This is a genomic window from Intrasporangium calvum (assembly GCF_028446585.1).
Lineage (GTDB): Bacteria > Actinomycetota > Actinomycetes > Actinomycetales > Dermatophilaceae > Intrasporangium > Intrasporangium calvum_A.
Map to the genome: position 1 here is coordinate 51,964 of NZ_JAPFQL010000012.1, position 23,046 is coordinate 75,009.

At 70.7% G+C, this 23,046-nt stretch carries 21 protein-coding genes; 11 read left to right on the plus strand and 10 right to left on the minus strand.

Annotated features, from left to right (window positions below):
• The first annotated feature begins 17 nt into the window (after window positions 1-17).
• The 5 genes from OO014_RS04710 to OO014_RS04730 are packed head-to-tail and all read left to right on the plus strand — an operon-like array spanning window position 18 to window position 5,167.
• The gene (locus OO014_RS04710; RefSeq protein ID WP_272461122.1) at window positions 18-1,097 is read left to right on the plus strand and encodes a BMP family protein; all 1,080 of its coding nucleotides are present in this window, start codon (window positions 18-20) and stop codon (window positions 1,095-1,097) included.
• Window positions 1,094-2,701, plus strand: a complete 1,608-nt coding sequence (locus OO014_RS04715; protein ID WP_272461123.1) for an ABC transporter ATP-binding protein — start codon at window positions 1,094-1,096, stop codon at window positions 2,699-2,701. Before OO014_RS04710 ends, OO014_RS04715 begins: the two co-directional genes overlap by 4 nt.
• Window positions 2,698-3,795 (plus strand): ABC transporter permease, encoded by a 1,098-nt coding sequence (locus tag OO014_RS04720; protein ID WP_272461124.1) that lies wholly within the window; start codon window positions 2,698-2,700, stop codon window positions 3,793-3,795. The genes OO014_RS04715 and OO014_RS04720 overlap by 4 nt, the downstream gene beginning before the upstream one ends.
• On the plus strand, window positions 3,792-4,685 hold the full coding sequence (locus OO014_RS04725; RefSeq protein WP_272461125.1) for an ABC transporter permease: 894 nt from the start codon (window positions 3,792-3,794) through the stop codon (window positions 4,683-4,685). Before OO014_RS04720 ends, OO014_RS04725 begins: the two co-directional genes overlap by 4 nt.
• Window positions 4,686-4,702: 17 nt before the next feature.
• Complete coding sequence (locus tag OO014_RS04730) at window positions 4,703-5,167, plus strand: nucleoside deaminase (protein WP_272461126.1); 465 nt, start codon at window positions 4,703-4,705, stop codon at window positions 5,165-5,167.
• A gap of 273 nt (window positions 5,168-5,440) precedes the next feature.
• On the opposite strand, the gene OO014_RS04735 is transcribed toward OO014_RS04730, so the two are convergent.
• Together OO014_RS04735 and OO014_RS04740 are read right to left on the minus strand one after the other, a co-directional pair.
• Window positions 5,441-6,658, minus strand: coding sequence for a T3SS (YopN, CesT) and YbjN peptide-binding chaperone 1 (locus OO014_RS04735; RefSeq protein ID WP_272461127.1), 1,218 nt, complete (start codon window positions 6,656-6,658; stop codon window positions 5,441-5,443).
• A 205-nt stretch (window positions 6,659-6,863) separates the two neighbouring features.
• Window positions 6,864-8,564 carry a hypothetical protein gene (locus OO014_RS04740; protein WP_272461128.1) on the minus strand — a complete coding sequence of 567 codons (1,701 nt, stop codon included), beginning with the start codon at window positions 8,562-8,564 and terminating at the stop codon, window positions 6,864-6,866.
• A 183-nt stretch (window positions 8,565-8,747) separates the two neighbouring features.
• On the opposite strand from OO014_RS04740, the gene OO014_RS04745 reads away from it, so the two are divergent.
• The 3 genes from OO014_RS04745 to OO014_RS04755 all read left to right on the plus strand — a co-directional run bounded on the left by OO014_RS04745 (window position 8,748) and on the right by OO014_RS04755 (window position 13,321).
• Window positions 8,748-9,104, plus strand: coding sequence for a VOC family protein (locus tag OO014_RS04745; RefSeq protein ID WP_272461129.1), 357 nt, complete (start codon window positions 8,748-8,750; stop codon window positions 9,102-9,104).
• Between the two features lie 269 nt (window positions 9,105-9,373).
• Window positions 9,374-11,545 carry an NPCBM/NEW2 domain-containing protein gene (locus OO014_RS04750; RefSeq protein WP_272461130.1) on the plus strand — a complete coding sequence of 724 codons (2,172 nt, stop codon included), beginning with the start codon at window positions 9,374-9,376 and terminating at the stop codon, window positions 11,543-11,545.
• A 123-nt stretch (window positions 11,546-11,668) separates the two neighbouring features.
• Window positions 11,669-13,321 carry a hypothetical protein gene (locus OO014_RS04755; protein ID WP_272461131.1) on the plus strand — a complete coding sequence of 551 codons (1,653 nt, stop codon included), beginning with the start codon at window positions 11,669-11,671 and terminating at the stop codon, window positions 13,319-13,321.
• Between the two features lie 33 nt (window positions 13,322-13,354).
• Here OO014_RS04755 and OO014_RS04760 read toward each other — a convergent pair whose 3' ends face one another.
• Window positions 13,355-14,581: a 4-alpha-glucanotransferase gene (locus OO014_RS04760; RefSeq protein WP_272461132.1), complete on the minus strand. Its 1,227-nt coding sequence runs from the start codon at window positions 14,579-14,581 to the stop codon at window positions 13,355-13,357.
• 107 nt (window positions 14,582-14,688) lie between these two features.
• On the opposite strand from OO014_RS04760, the gene OO014_RS04765 reads away from it, so the two are divergent.
• The gene (locus OO014_RS04765; RefSeq protein WP_272461133.1) at window positions 14,689-15,225 is read left to right on the plus strand and encodes an RNA polymerase sigma factor; all 537 of its coding nucleotides are present in this window, start codon (window positions 14,689-14,691) and stop codon (window positions 15,223-15,225) included.
• Window positions 15,222-15,839 (plus strand): hypothetical protein, encoded by a 618-nt coding sequence (locus OO014_RS04770; RefSeq protein WP_272461134.1) that lies wholly within the window; start codon window positions 15,222-15,224, stop codon window positions 15,837-15,839. Before OO014_RS04765 ends, OO014_RS04770 begins: the two co-directional genes overlap by 4 nt.
• 98 nt (window positions 15,840-15,937) lie before the next feature.
• On the opposite strand, the gene lhgO is transcribed toward OO014_RS04770, so the two are convergent.
• Complete coding sequence (lhgO, locus tag OO014_RS04775; protein WP_272461135.1) at window positions 15,938-17,137, minus strand: L-2-hydroxyglutarate oxidase; 1,200 nt, start codon at window positions 17,135-17,137, stop codon at window positions 15,938-15,940.
• A 42-nt stretch (window positions 17,138-17,179) separates the two neighbouring features.
• Entirely contained in the window at window positions 17,180-17,731 is a 552-nt protein-coding gene (locus OO014_RS04780; RefSeq protein ID WP_272461136.1) for a DUF305 domain-containing protein, read from the minus strand.
• 212 nt (window positions 17,732-17,943) lie between these two features.
• Between OO014_RS04780 and OO014_RS04785 the strand changes: the two genes are divergently transcribed.
• Window positions 17,944-18,804 carry a hypothetical protein gene (locus OO014_RS04785; protein WP_272461137.1) on the plus strand — a complete coding sequence of 287 codons (861 nt, stop codon included), beginning with the start codon at window positions 17,944-17,946 and terminating at the stop codon, window positions 18,802-18,804.
• Between the two features lie 37 nt (window positions 18,805-18,841).
• Here OO014_RS04785 and OO014_RS04790 read toward each other — a convergent pair whose 3' ends face one another.
• The 5 genes from OO014_RS04790 to OO014_RS04810 are packed head-to-tail and all read right to left on the minus strand — an operon-like array spanning window position 18,842 to window position 23,046.
• Window positions 18,842-19,291, minus strand: coding sequence for a MaoC/PaaZ C-terminal domain-containing protein (locus OO014_RS04790; protein WP_272461138.1), 450 nt, complete (start codon window positions 19,289-19,291; stop codon window positions 18,842-18,844).
• 1 nt (window position 19,292) lies between these two features.
• Window positions 19,293-20,237: a DMT family transporter gene (locus OO014_RS04795; RefSeq protein ID WP_272461139.1), complete on the minus strand. Its 945-nt coding sequence runs from the start codon at window positions 20,235-20,237 to the stop codon at window positions 19,293-19,295.
• 44 nt (window positions 20,238-20,281) lie between these two features.
• Window positions 20,282-21,487, minus strand: coding sequence for an acyl-CoA dehydrogenase family protein (locus tag OO014_RS04800; RefSeq protein WP_272461140.1), 1,206 nt, complete (start codon window positions 21,485-21,487; stop codon window positions 20,282-20,284).
• Window positions 21,488-22,597: a phosphotransferase family protein gene (locus OO014_RS04805; RefSeq protein ID WP_272461141.1), complete on the minus strand. Its 1,110-nt coding sequence runs from the start codon at window positions 22,595-22,597 to the stop codon at window positions 21,488-21,490.
• Entirely contained in the window at window positions 22,594-23,046 is a 453-nt protein-coding gene (locus tag OO014_RS04810; protein ID WP_272461142.1) for a MaoC family dehydratase, read from the minus strand. The genes OO014_RS04805 and OO014_RS04810 overlap by 4 nt, the downstream gene beginning before the upstream one ends.

Below are 23,046 nucleotides of genomic sequence, written 5' to 3' on the forward strand. Positions count from 1 at the left end.
GGCTCACGGAGGAAACCATGGCTGCGCATGTCAACCCCTCTCGTCGCATCTTCATCGGCGCGGGCCTCGGCGGCGCCCTCTTGGCCCTCACCGGCTGCGGCGGCCGCACGGGCGATGTCCCTGCAGGGACAGCCCCAGCCCAGGGAAGCACCGGGGGCGGCGCCGGCAGCAAGCTGAAGGTCTTCGGCGCTTACGCGACGCCCATCGAGGAGCCGTGGGATGGCGTCATCCACCAGGCCCTGCAGAAGGTGGCTGACGAGGGGCTGATCACCTACACCCACTCGGACAACATCGGCTACGACGGCGGCATGGAGCGGATCCTGCGCGACGTGTGCAACACGGACAAGCCGGCCATCATCTTCGGCGACGCCTTCGGCAACGAGGATCCCACCCGTGCGGTTGCCAAGGACTTCCCCGACGTCGCGTTCGCGTTCGGCTCGGGTGAGGAAGAGGTTGCGCCCAACTACTCGGTGTTCGACAACTGGATCCACGATCCCGCTTACCTCGCCGGCATGCTGTGCGGGGGCATGACCAAGAGCAACGTCCTCGGCGTCGTCGGCGGCCTGCCCGTCCCCGAGGTGAACCGGATCGTCAACGCGTTCATCAAGGGAGCGCAGGAGGTCAACCCCAAAGTCTCGGTCAAGGTCACCTTCATCAACAGCTGGTTCGACCCGGCCAAGGCGAAGCAAGCCGCGCTGGCCCAGGTGGCCGCAGGGGCAGACGTGCTGTTCGCCGAACGCGCCGGCGTCATCGAGGCCGCGAAGGAGAAGGGCCTGCTCTCCATCGGCTGCATGGGCGACCAGAAAGAGCAAGCACCCGAATCCGTCATGGCATCCGTGACCTGGAACATGGAGCCCACGGTCCGCGCAGTCATCGAGGCGGTGCAGTCAGGCACGTTCAGTGCCTCCAACCTCAAGGACCACAGCTTCATGAAGAACGGCGGCTCAGACCTCACCGAGGTGAACACGGCCGTCGCCGGCGGCATCCCGCAGGACCTGGTTGGCAGGGTCGCGGCCCGCAAAGCCGAGATGAAGTCAGGCGCCTTCACCACACCAGTGATCGAGACCACCCCAGCCGGCTCGGTGGAGCTCTCTTGACAGAGGAGGCCGACTCCACTCCACCGTTGTTGTCCCTCAGCGGGATTCGCAAGACCTTCGGAGATCTGGTCGCCAACGACGGGATCGACCTCACGGTGCGCGCCGGCGAGGTCCACGCCGTCCTCGGCGAGAACGGCGCGGGCAAGACAACGCTCATGCGGATCATCTACGGCCTCACCGTCCCTGATGACGGGGTGATGCAGGTCGACGGCGTGCCGGTCATGGTCCGCAGCCCCAAGGATGCCCTGGCCTGCGGCATCGGCATGGTGACTCAGCACTTCGCCCTCGTCCGCCCCATGACTGTCCTCGAGAACATCCTGCTGTCCTCGCTGCCGCTCGGACCAGTCAGCACCGAAGAGCCCCGCCTGCGGATCGCCGAGCTGTCGGCCCAACTGGGGTCGCCCTTCGATCCCGATGCCGTGGTCGGGACCCTGTCGGTCGGGGAACAGCAGCGCGTCGAGATCGTCAAGGCGCTCTACCAAGGCGCACGGGCGCTGATCCTGGACGAGCCGACAGCCGTACTCGTCCCCCAAGAGTGCTCTGCACTCTTCAAGTCACTGCGGCGCCTGACCGACGACGGCATCGGGGTCCTGTTCGTCAGCCACAAGCTGCATGAGGTCAAGGCGATCAGCGACCGGGTGAGCGTGCTGCGCCACGGTCGTGTCGTGACCACGGTCCCGACGGAGACCGCCAGCACCGGGGAGCTCGCGGAACTGCTGGTCGGGCGGGCGGTCAGCGGGGTGAGCCGGGCCGTCCTTCGCCCTGATGACGAGGGCAGCGTCGGTGCAACGCTCATCGCCGCGGAGCGCGCCGACGACCGGTCCTCCCTCGCCGCTGCCCGCCCGAATGGTGAGGTGTTGCTGCGGATCTCCGCGCTCACCGTGCCCGGCTCGGGAGCAAAGCCACGCCTTGACGGCATCCACCTCGACGTCGGCGGTGGCGAGATCCTCGGGCTGGCAGGCGTGAGCGGCAACGGCCAGCGGGAGCTCGCCGACGTCCTCTCAGGGGTGCTCGAGCCCAGTTCGGGCAGCGTGACGCTTGGTGGCGTCGAGCTCGCAGGCGCCGGCCCCGCCCGCATCGTCCAGGCCGGCCTCGGGCGGCTGCCCGAGGACCGGCACGGTGTCGTGGTCGAGGACCTCTCCGTCGAGGACAACCTCATCCTCGAGAACGTCAACAGCTTCCGTCGCGGCCCCTTCCTCGACCGCGGCGCCATCCGCAGACACGCGGAGCGCCTGATCGAGCAGTTCTCGATCAAGGCAGCTCCGACCGACCCTGTCGGCGGCCTGTCGGGCGGCAACATGCAGAAGGTACTGCTCGCCCGGGTCTTTGAACGGGATCCGCAAGCCATCGTGGTGGCGCAGCCGACCCGTGGCCTGGATGTGGGGGCCAGCGAGTTCGTCCACAAGCAGCTGCTTCGCCGCCGATCGCTCGGCGCGGCGATCCTGCTGATCAGCGAAGACCTCGACGAAGTCCTCGCCCTGTCCGACCGGATCGCGGTCATCGTTGAGGGACGCATCATGGGCGTGGTGTCGGCGTCCGTCGTGAGCCGCGGACAGCTCGGCCTGCTCATGTCCGGGACCCCCCTCGCGGAGCTGAGCGCATGAGGTTGCTCCTGCGCGGACACGCCCCCCGATGGTTGACCCCGGCGCTGGTCGTCGCAGCCGCACTCGGCACCTTCATCCTGACGGCTGGCCCGATCCGGCTGGCCGGCGCCAACCCCGGGTCGGCCTACGACTTCTACCTGCTGCGCCCCCTGTCCTCGACGTACACCTTCCTCGAGGTTCTGCTCGCTGCCACGCCCCTGTTGTTCACCGGGCTCGCTGTTCTGCTGGCCTTCAGAGCCGGGTTCTACAACATCGGAGCCGAGGGCCAGTTCATCGCGGGAGCCATTGCGGCCGCGGTCGTCGCTACGGGTTTGCCGGATCTGCCACCCCCGCTTGCCCTCCCGCTCGGACTCGGTGTGGGCGTCGTCGCTGGGTCGCTGTGGGGGCTCGTGCCGGCGCTGCTACGGGTGCGCCTCGGGGTCGACGAGGTCGTGACGACCCTGTTGCTGAATCCCGTCGCGCTGCTGCTGTTGCAGGGCCTGCTCAACGGCCCCCTTCGCAACCCGACAACGCAGTTTCCCGAGTCGGCGCGGATCGGATCCGGCTACGAGCTGGCTCCCATCCTCACGGGCCACCGGCTGCACTGGGGCTTCGTCCTGGCCGTGCTCGTCGCGCTCGCCCTGTGGCTCGTGCTGAGCAGGACGGGCATCGGCCTGACCTTGCGGGCTGCTGGCCTCAACCCAAGGGCAGCGCAGTTCTCCGGCATCTCCGTGGGCCGCACTCTCTTGGGGGCCGCCTTGTCGTCGGCCGGCCTGGCCGGTCTCGGCGGAGCGGTTCAGGTCATGGGTCTGCAACGTCGCCTCACCGGTGAAGTCTCGACCGGCTTCGGCTACACCGGGATCGTCGTCGCTACCCTTGCAGCGCTCTCGGTCCCTGCGGCGATCGCTGTCGCCACGCTCCTCGCCGACATCGTCGTTGGCGCGGAGATGGCCAACCGGGTCCTGCAGCTCCCGCCCCAGATGGGCAGGGTCGTGACGGCGACGCTGCTGCTCAGCGCCGTCAGCCTGATGCTGTTGCGCAGGTATCGTGTCACCTTCCCCGCCCTGCGGCGCCGGCGCGCTCGTGCCCCTTCAAGCGCGGGAGACCCCTCATGAACGTCGTTGCCCTCATCGCCGCCACCTTGGTCACCGCGACCCCGCTGCTCTACGCGACGATCGGCGAGATCATCACGGAGCGGTCCGGCATCCTCAACCTCGGCATCGAGGGAACGATGTATGCCGGAGCCTTCGGCGGCTTCATCGTCACCGCCAACACCGGCTCCCCGTTGCTCGGGCTGCTGGCCGCGGTCGTCACCGGGATGCTCGCGGGCGGCCTCATGGGCCTGCTCACTGTCACGCTCGGGGTCAACCAGCATGTCGCCGGGATCGGCACCACTCTGCTGCTGATCGGTGCGAGCGAGTTCAGCAACCGGTTGCTCTTCGGTGGCGGCTCGCTCACCCAGACCGCGAAGTTCGCCCTCCTGTTCACGGGGGTACCCGTGCTGGAGATGTACCTGCTCACTATGCTCGGGCTCGCCGTGGTGGCCCCGCTGGCATGGTGGCTTCTCCGATCGACCGGGCTAGGGCTGCGCCTGCGGGCCGTGGGGGAGAATCCCGAGGCAGCCGACGCCGCCGGCATCAGTGTCGAGCGGACGCGTTATGTCGCCTTGGTCATAGGCGGCGCGCTAATGGCCGTCGGTGGCGCCTTCCTCACGCTCGCGGTCCTCGGCACCTTCACCCTCAACATCACCAACGGTCGCGGTTGGGTCGCGATCGCTTTGGTCATCTTCGCCCGGTGGCGGATCTGGCCCGCGGTCGCGAGCGCCCTCCTGTTTGCCGTCGTCGACGCTGCGCAGCTCCAGCTGGCCATCACCCCGACGTTCGCCCATGTCCCGCGCGAACTGATGATCGCGTTGCCCTACCTGGCGGTGATCATCGCCCTCGCGGTTGCGGGTCGGGGCCTCCGCTACCCGGGCGCCTACCTCAAGCCCTACCGCCGCACGTGACCCCTCGAAGGAGCGCCATGAACGACGAACATTTTCTCCAGCTAGCCCTCGAGCAGGCGCGGTCCGGACTCGCGGAGGGCGGGATCCCGATCGGCGCAGTTCTCGTCGCCGATGATGGGACGGTCCTCGGGGCGGGTCGTAACCGCCGCCTCCAGGACGGGAGCGCCATCCGGCACGGTGAGACGGACGCCCTGGAGGCCGCCGGCCGGCTCCGGGCGAGCGTCTACGCGCGCTCGACCATGTACACCACGCTCTCGCCGTGCCACATGTGCACTGGAGCGGTCCTGCTCTACAAGATCCCCCGGCTCGTGTTGGGCGAGAACCGCAACTTCCTCGGCGCCGAGGACCTGCTGCGCGATCACGGCGTGGAAGTGGTCAACCTCGACTCCGAGGAGTGCGCCGCGATGATGCGCGCCTTCATCGACCAGAATCCCGCCGTGTGGAACGAGGACATCGGCGAGCTGGACGCCCGCAGCTCGTGAAGGCCAGGCCGTAGAGGCCGTATGCCGCTGAGCTGGCTCCGAGCGTCAAGGCCAGGTCCCGACGGGGCGGGCTCCCAGCGGTGACCCAACGCACGGACAGCCGTACCCCCCTGCGACCAGCGGCTACGCCAAGGCGTACGCCCGGCTGTGGTCGCGCGGGACCTGGGAGGTGCGGATCGTGCGGGTCGGCACCACGTTGCAGGCGACTTGCTACAGCACCGTCCGCGGATCTCGATCACCTGATCCCTGCCGCGCCACGGCCCCGATAGCGCCCTAAGCCAGCAAGACGATCCGCAGCGCCTTGCGCAGCACCTTCACGGTCCGAGCAGCGTGCGCCCGCTCTCCCTCACAGGCCTCGGCCTCGTCGTACTCGTGCGTCGCCATGGCCTCGTCGCGGGCCTGCCGCCACGAGATCTCCTGCTCCTCGTTCCACCGGATCAGCTCGAGGATGAGGTCGGGGTCGTGGTCGCAGAGCCGCGCCGCGTCCTTGGGCCGCACCGACCCCGGCCGCTCGGCGTCGAGCTGGATCAGCCGCAGCATCACCGGGTGGATCGCGTCGTCGTCCGACTCGTCCGACTCGTCCTCGCACTCGTCATCTTCATCGTCATCGTCGGCGTCATCAGACCCGAGGAAGGTCCGCCCGCTGACCCGGCGCGCCGCGAGCGCGTCGTTGGCTGCCACCACCTCGATCATCCGGGCCACGAGCGCGCGCAGGTGGTCGCCGACGAACGGCATCGCGAGCAGGTCGACGCTCGCGACGATCCGGTCGTCATGGAGGGAGAACTTCACCCCGAAGATCTCGCGGTTGAGGACCTCGATCTCCCGGACCGCGGCATCGAGGTCGCGGATCTCCACGACCATCTCCGCGAAGACCCGGACCACCGGCGACGCAGGGCTGGTGCTCACGAAGACCACCGCCGTCCCCGACGGGAACGGGATGTCCCCGTCGGAGTCGCGCGCCGGCGTGTGCCCGATCATCCGGGCGAGCGCCGCGTCGACGAGGTGGTCGAGGTGCGCTCGGTTGACCGGCTGCACGGGCCCCTCCGTCTCGGGGCCGGGTGCGGCCGGCTCGGGCCGCGGGCCGTGCTCCCAGCTGAAGCCGTCACTGGCGAGGAACGCCGGATGCACCACGTCGAAGACGTCACGCAGCACCGCCACCGCCACTGCGGCGGCCTCGTCCACATGGCTGAGCGGATAGGTGGCGCGGTAAGTCGGGTCGGTCCGCGACCCTCGACGCAGGCCGAGCCCCCGGAGCAGGCGCTGCCCAGCCGCCGACAGCCGACGGTCGGCCGGCAGCACCCGGTTGCCCGGCGCCTCCAGGACGATGGACGCTCCCTCGCGACCCAGCTCCACCCCCGGCAGGGCCCGGTCGACCACTTCGAGCGCCTCGCCCGGGTCGAGCGCGACGGACAGCCACTCGCCGTCCCCCAGCCCGTCCACCGCATCCGCCAACGCCCTCCGGAACCCCCGCCACGCGCTGTCGATCGTCATCTCCAGATCCACCGTCAGCCCCTCTCACCCCATGTCCCGACACCATCAAGGTTAGGGGCGAGGTCTGACAGTGCTCCGGGCCCGATTCGTCGGTGCGCCAGCCGCTTTGGCACCCAACGCAGCGTCCGGGCTGGGAGCGAGCCCAGCGGCATACGACCTCTTCCGTATGCCGCTGGGCTCGCTTCCGCGCGCGCCTGACCGCCTGCTACGAGGAGCGCCCCACCGGCTGGAGCCGGTAGACGACGCTGCCCCGGTCACCGGTCACGTAGAGGGTCCCGGAGGCCGAGACCGCGACACTGCTGAGGGCCAGCGACGGTGGGAACACGGCGGAGCCCTGGACGAACGTCTCCAGCCCGGTGGCCACGACGCTCGTCCCGCCGATGGTCGGGTCGACGCGGGTCAGCTGACCCTGGTCCGGGCCGACCGCCTCGACGACGAGGAGCGTGCCGTCGACGTCGACGGCCATCCCCTCGGGGAACTGCAGGCCGCCCGCGACGAGCTGCAGCGGGTCGAGCACCACCCCGTCGGCGACGGCCTGCCACACCAGGCCCGTGGCCCAGTCGGCGACCCAGAGGTCGTCGTCGGTGGCGGCCAGACCGCTCGGGTAGGCCAGGCCCTGCGCGATGGGTGTCGTCGCGCCGGATGCGGTCCGGCGAACGACGGACCCCGTGCCGACCTGAGCGACGACGAGGTCGCCCTGGAAGCGGATCGCGTTGACGGGCCACGCGAAGTCGTGGTGGATCGCGACCTCCGAGCTCGCGGCGGGATCCCAGACCTGCACCGAGTTGGTGAACCACGAGGTGAGGATCAGGTGATCGCCGTCCGGTGCGACGGTGAAGGGGTTGCTCAGACCGAGGCCCCTGATGTCACCGGCGCTGACGCCCCGAACGCTCCCCGAGCGGGCATCCAGCTCATAGAGCCGCCACCCGTCGGCGACGAACAGCGACTCTGAAGCCAGCCCGTTGCGCACCACCGCGACGCCGCCCGGCAGGATCAGCCCTCCCGGGCTGAACGTCTGAACCCCGCCGCCACGGGCCAGCCGATAGACGGCGCCGTTGTGCGAGTCGGAGACGAGCAGCGCACCCCGCGCGTCGAAGGTCATGTTGTCGAACATGGCGCCGTCGATCTCGGCAACCGTCCGGAACCCGCCCGAGGCGAGGTCGATCCTGACGACGGTGCCGGTCAGCAGCGACGCATACAGGTCTCCGTCAGCGTCGAACTCGACCGACGACGGAGGCGCCGGCAGGGCCTCGGCGACGACGGTGATCGCGCCGGTCTCCGGATCGACTCGGACCACGCGGCTGAGCATCGGCTGCGGCGCGTACAGATAACCGTCCGGGCCGAAGTCGAAGCCGTTGAGCTGGTTCGGACCGCCCGTGGGATCAGTGTCGGGGATGAGGACCCTCGGCGGGTCGACGAGCAGCGGGTCGAGCTCGTAGAGGCCGTTGCCCAAGAACCCCTGCCCCACGAAGACGCGCCCGTCATCGCGAACGGTCACCGGGTTGACCCCGACCCCGATGAACTGTTTGGTCACCGAGCCGTCCGGCGCCCTGCGCCCGACCTGGCCGAGCCCGAGATCGGTCCAGTACATCGACCCGTCCGGCGCCACCGCGACGTCGTCGGGCGCGTCCACCCCGACCCCGTGTCCGAGCCGGTCGACGATCTGTCCCGTTCGTCCGTCCAGCACCACGATCTCGCCGCCGAACAGACTGGCGACGAGCACTCTCCCGGCGGAGTCGGCGGCGAGTCCGTTCGCCCCGTGGATCGGGGCACCCTGCACCAGGACCTTCACCTGATAGCCGCCCTCGACAGCCGGCCCGCCCTTCGCCGCCGCGGCTGCTGCAGGCACGGCCGACGCCACGGCCAGCGCGCCCACGGCCAGCCCAATCATCCATCGCCTCTGCATGACGATCTCCCCTTTCGTGCACGACGTCGACGGCCCCTGGCACCGTCACGCCTCCACCCTGCGCCGACGCCCGGCCGGCGCCAGAGGCAAAGGTCCCTCTCCCCGCGTGACCCATACCGCGTCCCTCCCCCGTCCGGGACCGGCAGCCCGGCCGATAGGCTCGAGCAGGAGAGGAGCGGCGCCATGTCCGACTACGACGTCCGCATGATCGTCCTTTCGACGGACGACCTGGACGACTCGATCGCGTTCTACCGCGACACCCTGGGTTTCGAGCTGAAGTTCCGCGATGGGACGCACTTCGCTGCGCTGGACGGGGGGTCGGTGACGCTCGCCCTCGCGACCGCGCTCGACCACCCGATCCCCGGCAAGGTGGCTGTGGGGATCAAGACCGACGACGTCGACGCGGCCGCCAAGGCCGTCGAGGACAACGGCGGCGCGATCCTCAAGGCGCCCTACGACGACGCCTACGAGCGCCGGGCCGTGGTCTACGACCACATGGGCAACGGCCTCGTCTTCTACAGCCCGCTCCCGCGCTCCTGAACCCTCCCTGACGAGCCGGCCCAGCGGCATACGAGCTGCTGCCGCCCCGGGCCCGGGACGGATGACGGACGTTCGTGGACGGGGCGCTGACGGCTCAGCACGGAGATGCCAGTCCGACGCGCGAAGGTGCGTCATCTGTCCCCACCCGGTCCGCGCGATCATCCACAAACCGGACATACCCTTGAGTAAGTTACTGGCGGTCACTAGCGTCCGGTCCGGGCACGGTCGCCCCTCCCCTCTGCGACCGTGCACCGGAGAGGAGATCCACAATGACGTGGTCCACCTGGCGCGCACGATGCGCGCTCGTCCTGGCGACAGCCCTCACGGTCGCCCCGATCACCGCACTGGCCGGTCCCGCCCAGGCAGCCGACCCGGCTGCCCCGACCAGTGACACCTACGCGAGCGACCTCGACTGGGTGTCGGCAACCAACGGCTGGGGCCCGGTCGAGCGAGACCGGTCCAACGGCGAGGACCGGGCCGGCGACGGCACGGCCATCCGGATCGACGGCACCACGTACGCCAAAGGCCTTGGCGTCCATGCCAGCTCGGCGATCCGCTACGACGTCGGGAAGAACTGCGAGACCTTCGTTTCCGACGTCGGCGTCGACGACGAGGTGTGGCTCGGCGGCTCGGTGATCTTCACGGTCGTGGCCGACGGCGTCGTGGCGGCGCAGACCCCGGTCCTCAAGGGCAGCTCCAAGGGCGCAAGGATCGAGGCCAACATCGACGGCGCCCGCTACGTCGACCTGATCGTCAGCGACGGCGGCGACGGGATCGGCCAGGACCACGCGAGCTGGGGCGGCGCGAAGTTCGAATGCTCCGGCGATCGCCACGCCGAGCCACTCGGGGACCTCGTCGCCCCGACCGCCTCGGCCTATGCCAGCGACCTGCCCTGGGTCTCCGCGAGCAACGGCTGGGGACCGGTCGAGAAGGACCGCTCCAACGGTGAGGACGCAGCCGGAGACGGCGGCCCGCTCCGCGTCAACGTCTACACGTTCGCCAAAGGCCTTGGCACGCACGCCAGCTCGCGGATCCGCTACTACACCGGCGGCAACTGCACGACCTTGACCGCGAAGGTCGGCATCGACGAGGAGGTCGGTGGCGGCGGGTCGGTGAACTTCCGGGTCATCGCCGACGGCTACCAGGTCTACGAGACCGGACGACTCACCGGCTTCTCACTGACCCACTCGCTCAAGGCCGACATCGCCGGTGCCGACTTCGTCGAGCTCGTCGTCGACGACTCGGGTGACGGCATCGGCCAGGACCACGCCGACTGGGGCGACGCGAAGCTCACCTGCTCCCCCGGCCCGGGCCTCAGCTTCTACAGCACGCCCTCGAGCCTGCCGTCGGGCAACGGCGCGATCATCCGCAGCGAGCCGTCCGAGTTCTGGATCTCGCCGCTCAAGCTCGTCAAGGTCGACGCCACGGTCACCCGGATGATGTACCGCACGACGGACCGCTCCGGCACCCCCATCGCCGTGACCGGGCAGCTGCTCGTGCCCAACACGTCGTGGACGGGCTCGGGCCCCCGTCCCGTCGTCGCCTTCGCCGTCGGCACCCAGGGCGTCGGCGACCAGTGCGCGCCGTCCGTGCAGACCACGGTCGGCACGGAGTACGAGGCCCCCTTCATCACCGGGCTCGTCGACCGTGGCTACGCCGTCGTCATCACCGACTACGAGGGCCTCGGCACCCAGGGCATGCACACCTACATGATCCGCGAGTCGCAGGGCCATGCCGTGCTCGACGGCGTCCGGGCCGCCTTCCGCCTGGCCAACACCGGCCTGTCGGCGTCGGCCCCCGTGGCGATCACCGGCTACTCCCAGGGTGGGGGCGCCGCGGCCTCCGCCCTCGAGCTCGAGGCGACCTATGCCCCCGAGCTCAACGTCGTGGCCGGCGCGGCCGGTGGCATCCCCGGGGACCTCACCCTCGTCGCCGACCAGATCGACGGCAACTTCGCCGTCGGCTTCCTCGGCTACGCCCTGCACGGCATCACCGCGACCTACGAGACGAACGTCGCCACCCTGCTGAACGACCAGGGCCGGGCGTGGCTGGACCGGATCTCCACGCAGTGCACCGTCGAGACCCTGCTGACGACGGCCTTCACGCAGACGAACACGCTGACCACCACCGGCCAGTACGTCAAGGAGGTCATCCGCGAGCCCGAGTGGGCCGGCATCATCGGTGAGCAGCTGCTCGGCGACGCCCGCCGCCCGGCCGTGCCGACCCTGGTGTCGCACAGCCAGCTCGACGACATCGTCGCCTACCAGGCCGGTCTCGGCACGGCACAGCGCTGGTGCGCCCAGGGCGCCCCGGTGCAGTTCAAGCCGAACCTCGCCCCCGGACACGTCGGCGGGGCTCTCGCCAGCTACGTCGACGCGCAGGCGTTCCTCGCCGACCGGTTCGCCGGCAAGGCCGCCACGTCCAACTGCGGCACCTTCTGAGCCGCCCGCCCCGCGCCCGAGTGACCTTGGGCGCGGGGCCGGCTCAGCGGCATACGGGAGATCCCGCATGCGGCTTTCGCCTGCGTCCACTACGGTGAGCGCCGAGTGACGACAGGGGTGACCATGGAACTGCACGATGAGGTGCGCGACGGGCTGCGCGTCTTCAGTGTCTCGGCGCCGCGCGAGACGATGCGGGCCACGCTGTTCTTCCGAGTCGGGCAGGCCGACGAGACGCTGGCGACGAGCGGGTGGACCCACCTGCTGGAGCACTCCGCGCTGCACGGGTGGAGCGACCCGCGGCTGTCGTTCAACGCGGCCGTCGGGCTCTATGAGACCCGGTTCGACTTCGACGGCGAGCGCGAGGCGGTGTTCGAGCACCTGCTCAAGCTGACGCGGTGGCTCGCCGAGCCCGACCTCTCCGGTATCGAGCACGAGGCCAAGGTCCTGCGCGCCGAGTCCGAGCAGCGCCCCATCGGCACCGGAGCGAGCAACCTCGAGTGGCGTTACGGCGCCCAGGGGCCGGGGCTGACCGCTTATCGGGAGCTGGGCCTGTCACGGGTCTCCGCCGAGGGGCTGAGGGCTTGGGCAGCCCGGATGTTCGTGGCACACAACGCCGTCCTGGCCACCGACCAGCGCCTGCCCGACGACTTCGCACCCGGGCTGGGGGCCGGCGAGTGGCACCGGCCCGTGCTGCCGGAGGCGGTGGCGTCGACGCTGCCGGGCCTGCACTGGGTCCACTCGGGCCTGGTGGCCTCGGGAGCCGTCACCCGCGGGTTCGGCGCCGGCCTGGCCCCAGAGGTCATCCGGCGGACCCTCAACGAGTCGCTCCGGCAAGGACACGGGGTCGCCTACGGGCCGTGGGCCGACCTCGAGCGGGTCACGCGCGACACGGCGATCCTGCTGTGCGGCAGCGACATCAGCTCCGAAGGACGTGAGACGTGCGGGCCGGAGTTCATCGCCGCCCTCTCCCGGCTGGCGGAGGAAGGCCCACCGCAGTCGATGCTCGACGACCTGCGGATCACCCGAGAGAGGCAGCTGCGCGACCCGGCCATCGCCCCGGGAATCGCCTGGTCCGCCGCTGCTTCACTGATGACCGAGTCGGAGTTCTACACCTTCGAGGAGTCCCATGAGCTGTCCTCTGCGGTCACGCCGCAGGAGATTGCCGCCGTGATGGCAGAGGTGCAGAGCTCGCTGGTGCTCGGGCTGCCGCAGGGAGCCGAGGCCGTGCCGGGGATCGAGCTGCTGCGGAACCGCACCTCTTTCGTGGCCGAGGGCGCCACCCGCTACCCGCATCACACCGCCCAGGCCTCGCTGCTGCTCAGCGAGGATGCGCTCCAGCACTCGGCTGAGGGCCAGCTGACGACCGTGTGGTTCAACGGCGTGGCAGGGCTGCTCGAGTACCCGGACGGAGCTCGGCTCGTCATCTCGCGCGACGGTTGGTCCATCGCCGTCGAGCCGAACGCCTACCGCAAGGGCGCCGCCGTCGTGGCGGCCATCGACGCGCGGGTGCCCGCCGAGCTGAAGCTCCCCCAACCTGAACGCGACCCCGCGCACATCACGCAACCGATCGGAGCCCTGGGCCGGCTCGGGCACCGGTTGCGGCTCTCCGGCCGGGCTGCCGTGCAATGGTTCCGAGGCCTGAGTGGGGGCCAGCAGTTCGTGGCTGCTGTGACCGTCCCGATCGCCGTCCTGTCGGTGCTCAACGGCCGGTTCCTCTTCATCATCGTGCTCATCGCCGCGGTCCTGATCGGCAGGCACCGGAACTCAACACCCTGAAGGCGCCCCTGACCCTGGCGGGCGCGCTCGCGCTCAGCGGGCTCGACCGGCAGCCCGAGTGAGCGCGCGCAACCGGTCCGCGTGGCCCCCGGTCAGGGCACCAGGCTCCATCCGCCAGGACCAGCCGCCCTCGACGCCCGGGGTGTTCATCCGAGCCTCGGAGCCGAGGCCGAGCACGTCCTGGGCCTGCATCATCGTCAGCTGGCACGGCATGGACAGCGCCAGCTCGATCATCGCCCACGACGGCTCGTGGTCGACGTTGGCGCGCACGTCCCTCTCCCAGAGGAGGCCGCGCGCCATGTCGCGGGCGTCCTCCGAGAGGCCGGCCCACCACCCGACGACCGTGTCGTTGTCATGAGTGCCGGTGTAGACGACCTGGTCGTGGCGCAGGCGGGCGGGGTGGTGGATGTTGTGCGGGTCCCACGGCGTGAACCCGAACTGGAGGACCGCCATCCCCGGCAGCACCAGCTCGTGGCGCAGCTCGACCACGGGGGCGTCGATGTCGCCGAGGTCCTCCGCGAGCATCGGCAGGTCGCCCAGCTCGGCGCGGGCGGCGTCGAAGAGGGGACGCCCGGGACCCGGCTCCCAGTGGCCGCTCATCGCGGTCTCGGCGTCCGCGGGGATGGCCCAGAAGCCGGCGAACCCGCGGAAGTGGTCGAGACGGACGTAGTCGAAGAGGTCGAAGGTGCGGCGGAGTCGCTCGACCCACCAGCGGAAGTCCTCGGCCGCCATGACGTCCCAGCGGTAGAGCGGGTTGCCCCAGAGCTGACCGGTGGCCGCGTAGGCGTCCGGGGGGCAGCCGGCCACGGCGTCGTTGCGGAAGAGGTGCGGCCACGCCCGGGTGTCCGCCCCGTCCGGCGCGACGTAGATGGGCACGTCGCCCATGATCCTGACGCCACGCTCCGCGGCGTAGGCCCTCAGCTCGGCCCACTCGCGAGCGAAGCGGACCTGGTCGGCGAGGTCTCCACCGAAGGCCGTCCACGAGTCCACCCAGTAGGACTCACGGTCGGCGAACTGCGCGAGCTCCGCGTCGCTGACCGGAGCGTCCGGGTGCTCGAGAAGGGCGGGCGATGCGGCGAACGCCGAGGGCGACTTGTAGGGCGATCCGTGCTCGTCGGGCACCGACACGGGCAGCACCTGCCACACGGACTGGCCCGCAGCGGCCAGCCAGTCGACGAAGGCGCGGGCCGAGGACCCGAGCCGGCCGTCCGGCAGTGACGTGACGTGCAGCTGGACGCCGCTGGCTCGCTCGTTGATCACGCGCACAGACTCTCACGCTGGCAGGTCGTCTTGCGTGCCTTCGCCCGCCGTGCGTGTCCGGTCCGAAAGGATCCGCGGGCAGCCGGACAGATGGAAGTGTGGAAACCATGTCCGACACCGACGCGACGGCGCGGTTCACGGTGCTGGCCCGCGAGGTCGCCCTCCCCCTCCGCCGCTACGTCGCCCGCCGCGTCGATCCCGCCTCGGTGGACGACGTCGTCTCCGACGTCTTCCTCGTCCTGTGGCGCCGGCTGTCCGACGTCCCCGCCGAGGACCCGCTCCCCTGGACGTATGCCGTCGCCCGCGGCTGCCTCGCCAACCGGCGCCGGTCGGCGGCTCGACACCTGCGTCTCGTCGACCGGCTCGCCAGGTCGCGGACCAAGAGCCCGTCCCCGGGCGAAGGGCCGGGAGAGCATGCGGACGTCCACGCGGCGCTGGCCGGGTTGCGCGAGCTGGACCGAGAGATCGTGATGCTGTGGGCGTGGGAGGGCCTGCCCCCCAAGGAGATCGCCGCGGTCACCGGCCTCACTGCGAACGCGGTCAGCATTCGTCTGCACCGGGCCAAGAAGGAGCTCGCCCGCCGGATCGGAAAGACCGGACCTATCGGCGGACAGATACCCGACGAAGAGAGGAGGCCACGGTGAACGACGACGAGCTCCTGGCTCGGCTCCGCGCAGCGGACCCAGCCGCCGGCACCGACGCGCCCGATCCGTGGGTTGACGAGATGGCGGAGGCCACCATGCGCGAGAACGACCAGCTGACCACCCCCCTGACGACCATCGAGTCCGGGAGGCGCCGGGCCCGGTGGCCCCTGGCGGCCGCTGCGGCTGCCGTCGTGGCACTCGGAGCGACCGGTGTGCTCCTGAGCGGGGCGGGTGACGAACCGGCGCCGCCGTCGGCGCGGCCGGCTCAGGTCATGACGCTGGGGCTGCCGGCGAGCGACGCGATGGGCTCGTGCCTCGCCTTCTCCGTGGACGTCCTGCGGCCGATGGAGGTCGCCTTCTCGGGCACCGCGACCGTCGTCGAGTCGAAGGCCGTCACCTTGCGGGTGGACCGCTGGTACAAGGGCGGCGACGGCTCCCAGCTCGTGAAGCTCGCCACGCTCGACGGGGCGGTCGCCCTCGAAGGGGGCGTGGAGTTCGGGGAGGGCAGGCGCTACCTCATCACCGCGACCGGAGGCACGGTCAACAGCTGCGGCTACTCCTCCGAGTGGACGCCCGAGATGGAGTCGGCCTTCGACGAGGCCTTCGGGAAATAGTTCATCAGGCCGTATGCCGCTGGGCTGGCCACCGCGGCACCGCGGGCTGGGTGCCGGGCCGGGTGCCGGGCAGGTCAACTCGCAGGTCAGCGGGCAGGTCAGCGGGCGCGGCCCATCTCGCGTACCACGTGCTCGGCGATGGCCAAGCTGGAGGTCGCGGCCGGCGAGGGTGCGTTGCGGACGCTCGTGACGCCGTCGCCGTGCGTGATGCGGAAGTCGTCGACCAGGGTGCCGTCGCGCTCGACCGCCTGCGCCCGCACCCCCATCCCGTTGCGGACGACGTCGGCCGGCCCGATCTCAGGGACGTAGCGCGAGGCCACCCGCAGGTAGGCGCGGGTGGACAGCGATCCGACGACCTCCTTGGCTCCCGTGCGCCAGTGCCGCTGCGCCAGGTGCCAGAAGCCGGGCCAGGTGACGGTGTCGCGCACGTCGGCGAGGCTCACGTCGGATCGGCGGTAGCCCTCGCGCTTGAGGCTGAGGACGGCGTTCGGCCCGACATCGAGCGCTCCCGTGACGCGGCGGGTGAAGTGCACGCCGAGGAACGGGTAACGCGGGTCGGGCACCGGATAGACCATGCCGCGCACCAGGTCGCGCTTCGGGGCGGTGACGCTGAGGTACTCACCGCGGAACGGGACGATCCTCGGCCCGCCCCGGTCTCCCGCCAGCCCGGCGACCCGGTCCGCCTGCAGGCCCGCGCAGAGCACGACGTGGTCGACGCGATGCCGCTCGGGGCCGCAGGTGACGTCGACACCGCCCGGGCGGCGCTCCACTCCGGTGACCTCGCTGCCGAGGCGGACCTCGCCACCGCCCCCGCGGATCTCCCGAGCCATGGCCTCGGCGACGGCCACGAAGTCGGTGATCGCCGTATGCGGGGAGTGCAGGGCCGCGAGACCGGCGGCGTGCGGCTCGATCTCACGGATCCCCACCGCGTCGAGGCGGGTCAGCCCGGGCACGGCGTTGGCCCGTGCCGTCTCCTCGAGCGCGTCGAGGCGGCCGATCTCCGCCGGATCCACCGCAACGACGAGCTTGCCGCACTCGTCGTAGACGATGCCCTGCTCCGCGCAGTAGTCCCTCAGCAGATGCCGGCCCCGGGTGCACAGCTCGGCCTTGAGGCTGCCCGGACGGTAGTAGATCCCGGCATGCACCACGCCCGAGTTGTGGCCCGTCTGGTGGCCGGCGACACGGTCCTCCTTCTCGAGCACGACCACGCGCACGCCCGGACGCTGCCGCATGATCTCTCGGCCGATGGCCAGCCCGACGATCCCGCCACCGACGATCCCGACCGTGTCAGACGCCATGCGTCGATCTTGGCCCTGGTCGTCGGCTGACGCGACCCATGCTCAGTCGAGCAGCCCCTGCATGGTGCTGATCTCGGCCTCCTGACCGCTCACGACGGCCTCGGCCAGGGTCTTGACCTCCGGGTCCTTCGTGGTCTTCAGGACGTCCTTGGCCATCTCGACGGCGCCCTCGTGGTGCTCGATCATCATCGTCAGCCACTGCTTGTCGAACTCCGCGCCCTCGGCGGCCTGCAGCGCCTGCATGTCGTCATCGGACATCATGCCGGCACCGGCGTCGTGGCCACCGCCGTGGTCCATGCCGTTGGAGGCCGACGCCGGGGCCTTCCACTCGGTGAGCCACTCGGACATCGTCTTGATCTCGGGATCCTGGGCCGCCTTGATGTCCGTCGCCAGGTCCTTGACCTCGGCGGACACGCCGTCCTTCTCCAGGGCGAGGTCGGCCATCTCAACGGCCTGCTCGTGGTGCGGGATCATCATCTGCGCAAACATGACGTCGCCGTCGCGGCCCTCAGCGTCGCTCGAGCTGCAGGCAGTCAGGACGAGGGCGACAGTGACGGCGGCGACGGGGCGCAGGGCACGGCGCAGGGGAAACATGAGACTCCTCGGGGCAAGCAGGTTGAGGTGTCAGCGTGCCTCATGCCTGCCGCCCAAAACGTCAGCCTTCGATGAAGATCTCGTGTAGATCGACCGGTCGCATAACGATTTCGCTGCACGGCCGCGACTGGAGTGCCGGCTCCGTAGACTGCGCTCGCGAAATCGCCCGGACCGGGCGAACCGGACACCACCACACGAGAGCAGGGGTCACGTTGGCGCAGCTGGTCATGGTCGAGGGTCTGCCCGGATCGGGCAAGAGCACGACCGCCGAGTTCCTCAGCGGCTGGCTCACCGAGCGAGGTCAGGCGGTGTCCTTCCATCCGGAGGGCCGCACCGACCATCCCGTGGACTTCGAGCAGGTCGCCGTGCTCTCGACCGAGTCGCTGGTGGGCGTGGTGGCCGCGTTCCCCGCGCAGGGTGAGGAGCTGATGCGGTCGGTCGAGTCCCTGGAGGGCTCGTGGCTGGTGCGCTACGGCCAGCACCCGACGTGGCCCGCCGACCTGCGCGCCCGCCTCGCCGAGCACGACGCCTACGACGGAGCCATCACCCCCGAGGCCCACCGGCGGGTCCTTGGCGCGAGCTGGGAGGCCTTCGGCAACCAGGCCGACCAGGACGAGACGGTCTACGTCTTCGAGTGCGTACTCGTCCAGAACCCCCTGTGCGCGCTCATGGCGCGCTTCGACCAGCCCGCGGAGGTCATCGAGTCGCACGTGAGCCGCCTCGCGACCGCCGTGGCGCGACTCAACCCAGTCGTCGTCTACCTCGACGCGGGCGAGCCGACCCCCGCACTCGAACGCGCCGCCGCAGAGCGCCCGAGGGAGTGGCTCGACAGCGTCATCGAGTACCACTGCGGCCAGGGCCACGGCCTGGCCAACGGTCTGACCGGCTTCGACGGCTACGTGGAGTTCATGCGGCGCCGCCGCGCGGTCGAGCTCGACCTCCTGCCGCGACTCGGCATCCCCACGCTGACCGTCGAGGTGGGCGCGGGCGACTGGGCCGAGCACCGTGCGAGGATCACCGCCTTCCTCGACCAGCACCTGGCTCCCGGCGAGGGCCTGCCTCTCGGCGCCTGAGCGGCAGGCAGGCCGGCTCGACTCAGTCGCCCTCGACTCAGTCGCCGTGGCCTGACCTGGTCCGCACCATGAGGCCGATGTCGCCCGACTGGACGACGACGCCGTCCTGGTTGGTCAGGGTGAAGCGGCGGGACAGGATGCCCGCGTCTCCGGCGCTGGTACGGCGGACCCCGGTGATCTCGACGGTCACGGCGACGGTGTCCCCGATGAGGATCGGCGCGTGGAACCGCCAGTCGTCGACGCCGAGCAGGGCGATCGAGCTGTCCTCGAAGATACCGAGGCGCGAGGCGAGGCCCATCGCGACCGAGAGCCCGAGCATGCCGTGCGCGATCCGCCCGCCGAAGCGGCTGTCCTTCATCGACTCGGCGTCGGTGTGGGGCGGGTTGGTGTCCCAGCTCCAGCCGGCGAAGAGGACGACGTCGGTCTCGGTGATCGTCCTGCCCTGGCTCGTGTAGGTCTGGCCGACGGCGAAGTCCTCGAAGAACATGTCAGCCCCGCGTGCCGATCGCCTCGTCGGCGCGGTCTGCAACAGCGACGGACGGCCGCTCGCTGCGCCGCTCGTGCAGCGCCAGACCGACGACCGCCGTGAGGACGATGGCGAAGCCGACCCACTGCGAGGGGGCCAGCGTCCGGCCGAGCACGGTCACGCCGACGACGGCCGCGGTGATGGGGAAGGCCAGCTCCGCGAGGGTGGCCCGCGAGGCCGGCGTGTTGCGCAGCCCGCGGTAGTAGAGGAGCAGCGCCAGCAGGCCCGGCACGAGGGCGAGGACGACGATGTTGCCCGCCGAGGCAGCCTCGACGCGCAGAGAGGTCCCCGTCACGAGCGAGATGACGGCGAGCGCCACCAGACCCACGCCGAAGCGCAGGGTCGTGAGCTGACGGAAGGTGAGCTCAGCGCTGGCGGCCCGTCCGAGGACGGTGCCGGCCGCCCAGAGCGCCGCTGCCCCGAGAGCGAGCCCAGCGGCATACAGGCTGCTGACGGAGACGGCGAAGGGGTCCTTGAAGCTGAGCAGCCACGCGCCCGCGATCGCCGGGACGGCGAACCAGGCGAAGGACGCGCGCAACCGCTCGCCGAGGATGGCGGCGGCGAGGAGGAGCGCGATGAGCGGCTGGAGCTTCTGGAGCACCTGCGGCGTGATCGGGTCGCCGAGCCGGAACGCCGACGTGAAGAGCGTCGTCGCGAGCGCCGACGACCCGGCACCGATGACGAGCACGCTCACCTGGGTGCGGCGGCTCGCCCGGGCGACCGCGCGGACCGCGTCGACGAGCCACGGCGACACGAGGAGCACGAGGACCAGGTGCTCCCAGAAGACGATCGCCACGGACGGGTACTGCTTCGCGAGGGGGTCGCGCCAGATCGCGGAGAGGCCCCAGAGGCTGGCGGCCAGGGCGACGAGCCACGTGCGGTCTGCGCGGAGGGAGGATGCGGCCATGCCGGTCAGCCTACGAGGGGTCGCGGGCGACAGCGCCCCGCGTCTCACCCGACCCAGGGCGCCGCCCTCTTGAGCTCCTGGCGCGCGATGGTGCGCCGGTGCACCGCATCGGGGCCGTCGACGATCCGCAGCACCCGCGCCCACGAGTAGAAGTACGCGAGCGGCGTGTCCTGTGAGACGCCGGCTGCGCCGAAGACCTCGATCGCCCGGTCGATCACCCTGGTCGCCATCGCGGGCGCCGCCACCTTGATCGCGGCGATCTCCGTGCGGGCGCCCTTGGCGCCGTACTTGTCGATGAGCCATGCCGTCTTGTAGACGTAGAGCCGCGCCTGGTCGATCTCCATCCGCGACTGCGCGATGAGCTCCTGGACGACCCCCATGTGTGAGAGGTGCTCGCCGAACGCCACCCGCGACTTGGCCCGGTCCACCATGAGCGCGAGAGCCCGCTCCGCCATCCCGATGGCGCGCATCGCGTGGTGGATCCGCCCGGGGCCCAAGCGAGCCTGGGCGATCATGAACCCATCACCCTCTCCGGCAAGGAGATTCGTGACCGGCACGCGGACGTCCCGGAAGACGATCTCGGCGTGCCCGTGCTGGTCGTGGTAGCCGAAGATCGACAGGTCCCGCTCGACTGTCAGGCCCGGGGTGTCGCGCGGCACGAGGATCATCGACTGCTGCCGGTGCGTGTCCGCGGTCGGGTCGGTCTTGCCCATGACGATGAAGACCTGGCAGCGCTCGTCCATCGCGCCGCTGGACCACCACTTGCGACCGTTGATGACGTACTCGTCGCCCTCGCGGCGGATCACCGTCTGGATGTTCGTCGCGTCGGAGGACGCGACGTCGGGCTCGGTCATCGAGAACGCCGAGCGGATCTCCCCGGCGAGCAGCGGCTCGAGCCAGCGCTCCTTCTGCTCCGGGGTGCCGAACATGTGCAGCACCTCCATGTTGCCGGTGTCCGGCGCCTGGCAGTTGATCGCCTCGGGGGCGATGACCGGCGACCAGCCGGAGATCTCCGCGATCGCCGCGTAGTCGACGTTGGACAGCCCCGACTCGGCGGGCAGGAAGAGGTTCCACAGGCCGCGGCGCCGCGCCGACTCCTTGAGCCGCTCCACGACCGGCGGGTGGTCGTACTGACCGTGCTCGGCCAGGTGCCGGTAGTAGGGCTCCTCCGCCGCGAAGACCTCCTCCCGCATGAAGGCCCACATGGCCTGGGACAGCTCCTCGGCGCGCGGTGACAGTGCGAAGTCCATCTAGTCCTCCTTGACGGCGGCGAGGCCGGCGGCGACGAGCGGCTCGACGGCCGCTCCGATCCCGGCGAACCCCTCGCCGACGGTCTGGCCCTGGGTGTAGCGGTAGTGGATGCCCTCGAGGATCACCGCGAGCTTGAAGTACGCGAGACCCAGGTGGAACGAGAGGTTGCCCAGATCGCGACCCGACCCAGCGGCATACCGCTGGAGGATCTCCTCGGGCGTGAGCCAACCGGGCGCGAGCGCGACGTCGGAGACCCCGTCGCCGCCGCCGAGCCGGGCGAGCGCCTGGTAGACCTGCAGCAGCCCGACGTCGGTGAGCGGGTCACCGAGCGTGGCCATCTCCCAGTCGAGCACGGCGGTGACCCGGTCGCGCTCGTCGGTCGTGTCCACGAGCAGGTTGTCGAGGCGGAAGTCGCCGTGCACGATCGCGGGCGGGGACTCCGGCGGGACGTTGCCGGTCAGCCACGCACGCAGCTCGTCGATGCCGGCGACGTCGCGGGAGCGGGAGGCGTCGAGCTGCTGTCCCCACCGGCGCACCTGCCGTTGCAGGAAGCCGTCCGGGCGGCCGAAGTCGCTGAGGCCCACGGCAGCCGGGTCGACCGCATGGAGCGCGACGAGCGTGTCGACCATCCGCTCGCTGATGGCGCGGGTCCGCTCGGGGCCGAGCGGCTCCAGCTCCGAGGCCAGCCGGAAGGGCGTGCCCGGGGCGAGCTCCATGACGTAGAACGGCGCGCCGATGACGCTGTCGTCCGGGCACACGGCGTAGGTCTCGGGCACCGGGACGGGCGTGTCCCGCAGCGCGGTGATCACCCGGTGCTCGCGCACCATGTCGTGCGCGGTCGCGAGGACGTGCCCGAGCGGCGGCCGGCGCACGATGACGCTGCGCTCGCCGTCGCCGACGGCGTAGGTGAGGTTGGACTTGCCGCCGGCGATGAGCCGCGCGGTCAGCGGCGGGCTGAGCAGTCCGGGCGCCTCCCGCGCCAGGAAGTCGGCGAGCGGGCGGAGCGGCAGGCCGGGCGGGTGGGTCGACTCACTGCTGCCGTATGCCGCTGGGCTCGCTCCCCCGGTCGGCTCTCCTGGCGCGGGTGGCTGGGTCGGGGGTGTGGTCAAGGCACGTACACCCAGACGACGTCGGCCACGCAGGCCGGCTTGGCGGCACCCTCGATCTCCACGGTCACCCGCACGACGGCCTGGGAGCCGATCGCGATCGGCGTCAGCTCGACCAGCTGCGCGCTGGCCCGGACCTTGCTGCCGACCGGGACGGGCGTCGGGAAGCGCACCTTGTTGGTCCCGTAGTTCAGGCCCATCTTCACGCCGTCGACGCGGTAGATCTCGGCGACGAGGACCGGGAGCAGGGACAGGGTCAGGTAGCCGTGCGCGATGGTCTGCCCGAACGGACCGGCTGCCGCTCGCTCCGGGTCGACGTGGATCCACTGGTGGTCGCCCGTCGCCTCGGCGAAGAGGTTGACCTGCTCCTGGGTGATCTCGTGCCAGTCGCTGGCGCCGAGCTCCTCGCCCACCGCGGCAGTCAGCTCGCCGAGTCCGTTGAACGTGCGCAT

What these genes read in the sequence shown, in the direction of transcription:
- OO014_RS04800 (WP_272461140.1), bottom strand. Translation starts at nt 21,487, where the DNA reads ATGGACTTCGCACTGTCACCGCGCGCCGAGGAGCTGTCCCAGGCCATG.
- OO014_RS04795 (WP_272461139.1), bottom strand. Translation starts at nt 20,237, where the DNA reads ATGGCCGCATCCTCCCTCCGCGCAGACCGCACGTGGCTCGTCGCCCTG.
- OO014_RS04735 (WP_272461127.1), bottom strand. Translation starts at nt 6,658, where the DNA reads ATGACGATCGACAGCGCGTGGCGGGGGTTCCGGAGGGCGTTGGCGGAT.
- OO014_RS04710 (WP_272461122.1), top strand. Translation starts at nt 18, where the DNA reads ATGGCTGCGCATGTCAACCCCTCTCGTCGCATCTTCATCGGCGCGGGC.
- OO014_RS04720 (WP_272461124.1), top strand. Translation starts at nt 2,698, where the DNA reads ATGAGGTTGCTCCTGCGCGGACACGCCCCCCGATGGTTGACCCCGGCG.
- OO014_RS04745 (WP_272461129.1), top strand. Translation starts at nt 8,748, where the DNA reads ATGTCCGACTACGACGTCCGCATGATCGTCCTTTCGACGGACGACCTG.
- lhgO (WP_272461135.1), bottom strand. Translation starts at nt 17,137, where the DNA reads ATGGCGTCTGACACGGTCGGGATCGTCGGTGGCGGGATCGTCGGGCTG.
- OO014_RS04765 (WP_272461133.1), top strand. Translation starts at nt 14,689, where the DNA reads ATGTCCGACACCGACGCGACGGCGCGGTTCACGGTGCTGGCCCGCGAG.
- OO014_RS04730 (WP_272461126.1), top strand. Translation starts at nt 4,703, where the DNA reads ATGAACGACGAACATTTTCTCCAGCTAGCCCTCGAGCAGGCGCGGTCC.
- OO014_RS04740 (WP_272461128.1), bottom strand. Translation starts at nt 8,564, where the DNA reads ATGCAGAGGCGATGGATGATTGGGCTGGCCGTGGGCGCGCTGGCCGTG.
- OO014_RS04780 (WP_272461136.1), bottom strand. Translation starts at nt 17,731, where the DNA reads ATGTTTCCCCTGCGCCGTGCCCTGCGCCCCGTCGCCGCCGTCACTGTC.
- OO014_RS04755 (WP_272461131.1), top strand. Translation starts at nt 11,669, where the DNA reads ATGGAACTGCACGATGAGGTGCGCGACGGGCTGCGCGTCTTCAGTGTC.
- OO014_RS04810 (WP_272461142.1), bottom strand. Translation starts at nt 23,046, where the DNA reads ATGCGCACGTTCAACGGACTCGGCGAGCTGACTGCCGCGGTGGGCGAG.
- OO014_RS04750 (WP_272461130.1), top strand. Translation starts at nt 9,374, where the DNA reads ATGACGTGGTCCACCTGGCGCGCACGATGCGCGCTCGTCCTGGCGACA.
- OO014_RS04790 (WP_272461138.1), bottom strand. Translation starts at nt 19,291, where the DNA reads ATGTTCTTCGAGGACTTCGCCGTCGGCCAGACCTACACGAGCCAGGGC.
- OO014_RS04725 (WP_272461125.1), top strand. Translation starts at nt 3,792, where the DNA reads ATGAACGTCGTTGCCCTCATCGCCGCCACCTTGGTCACCGCGACCCCG.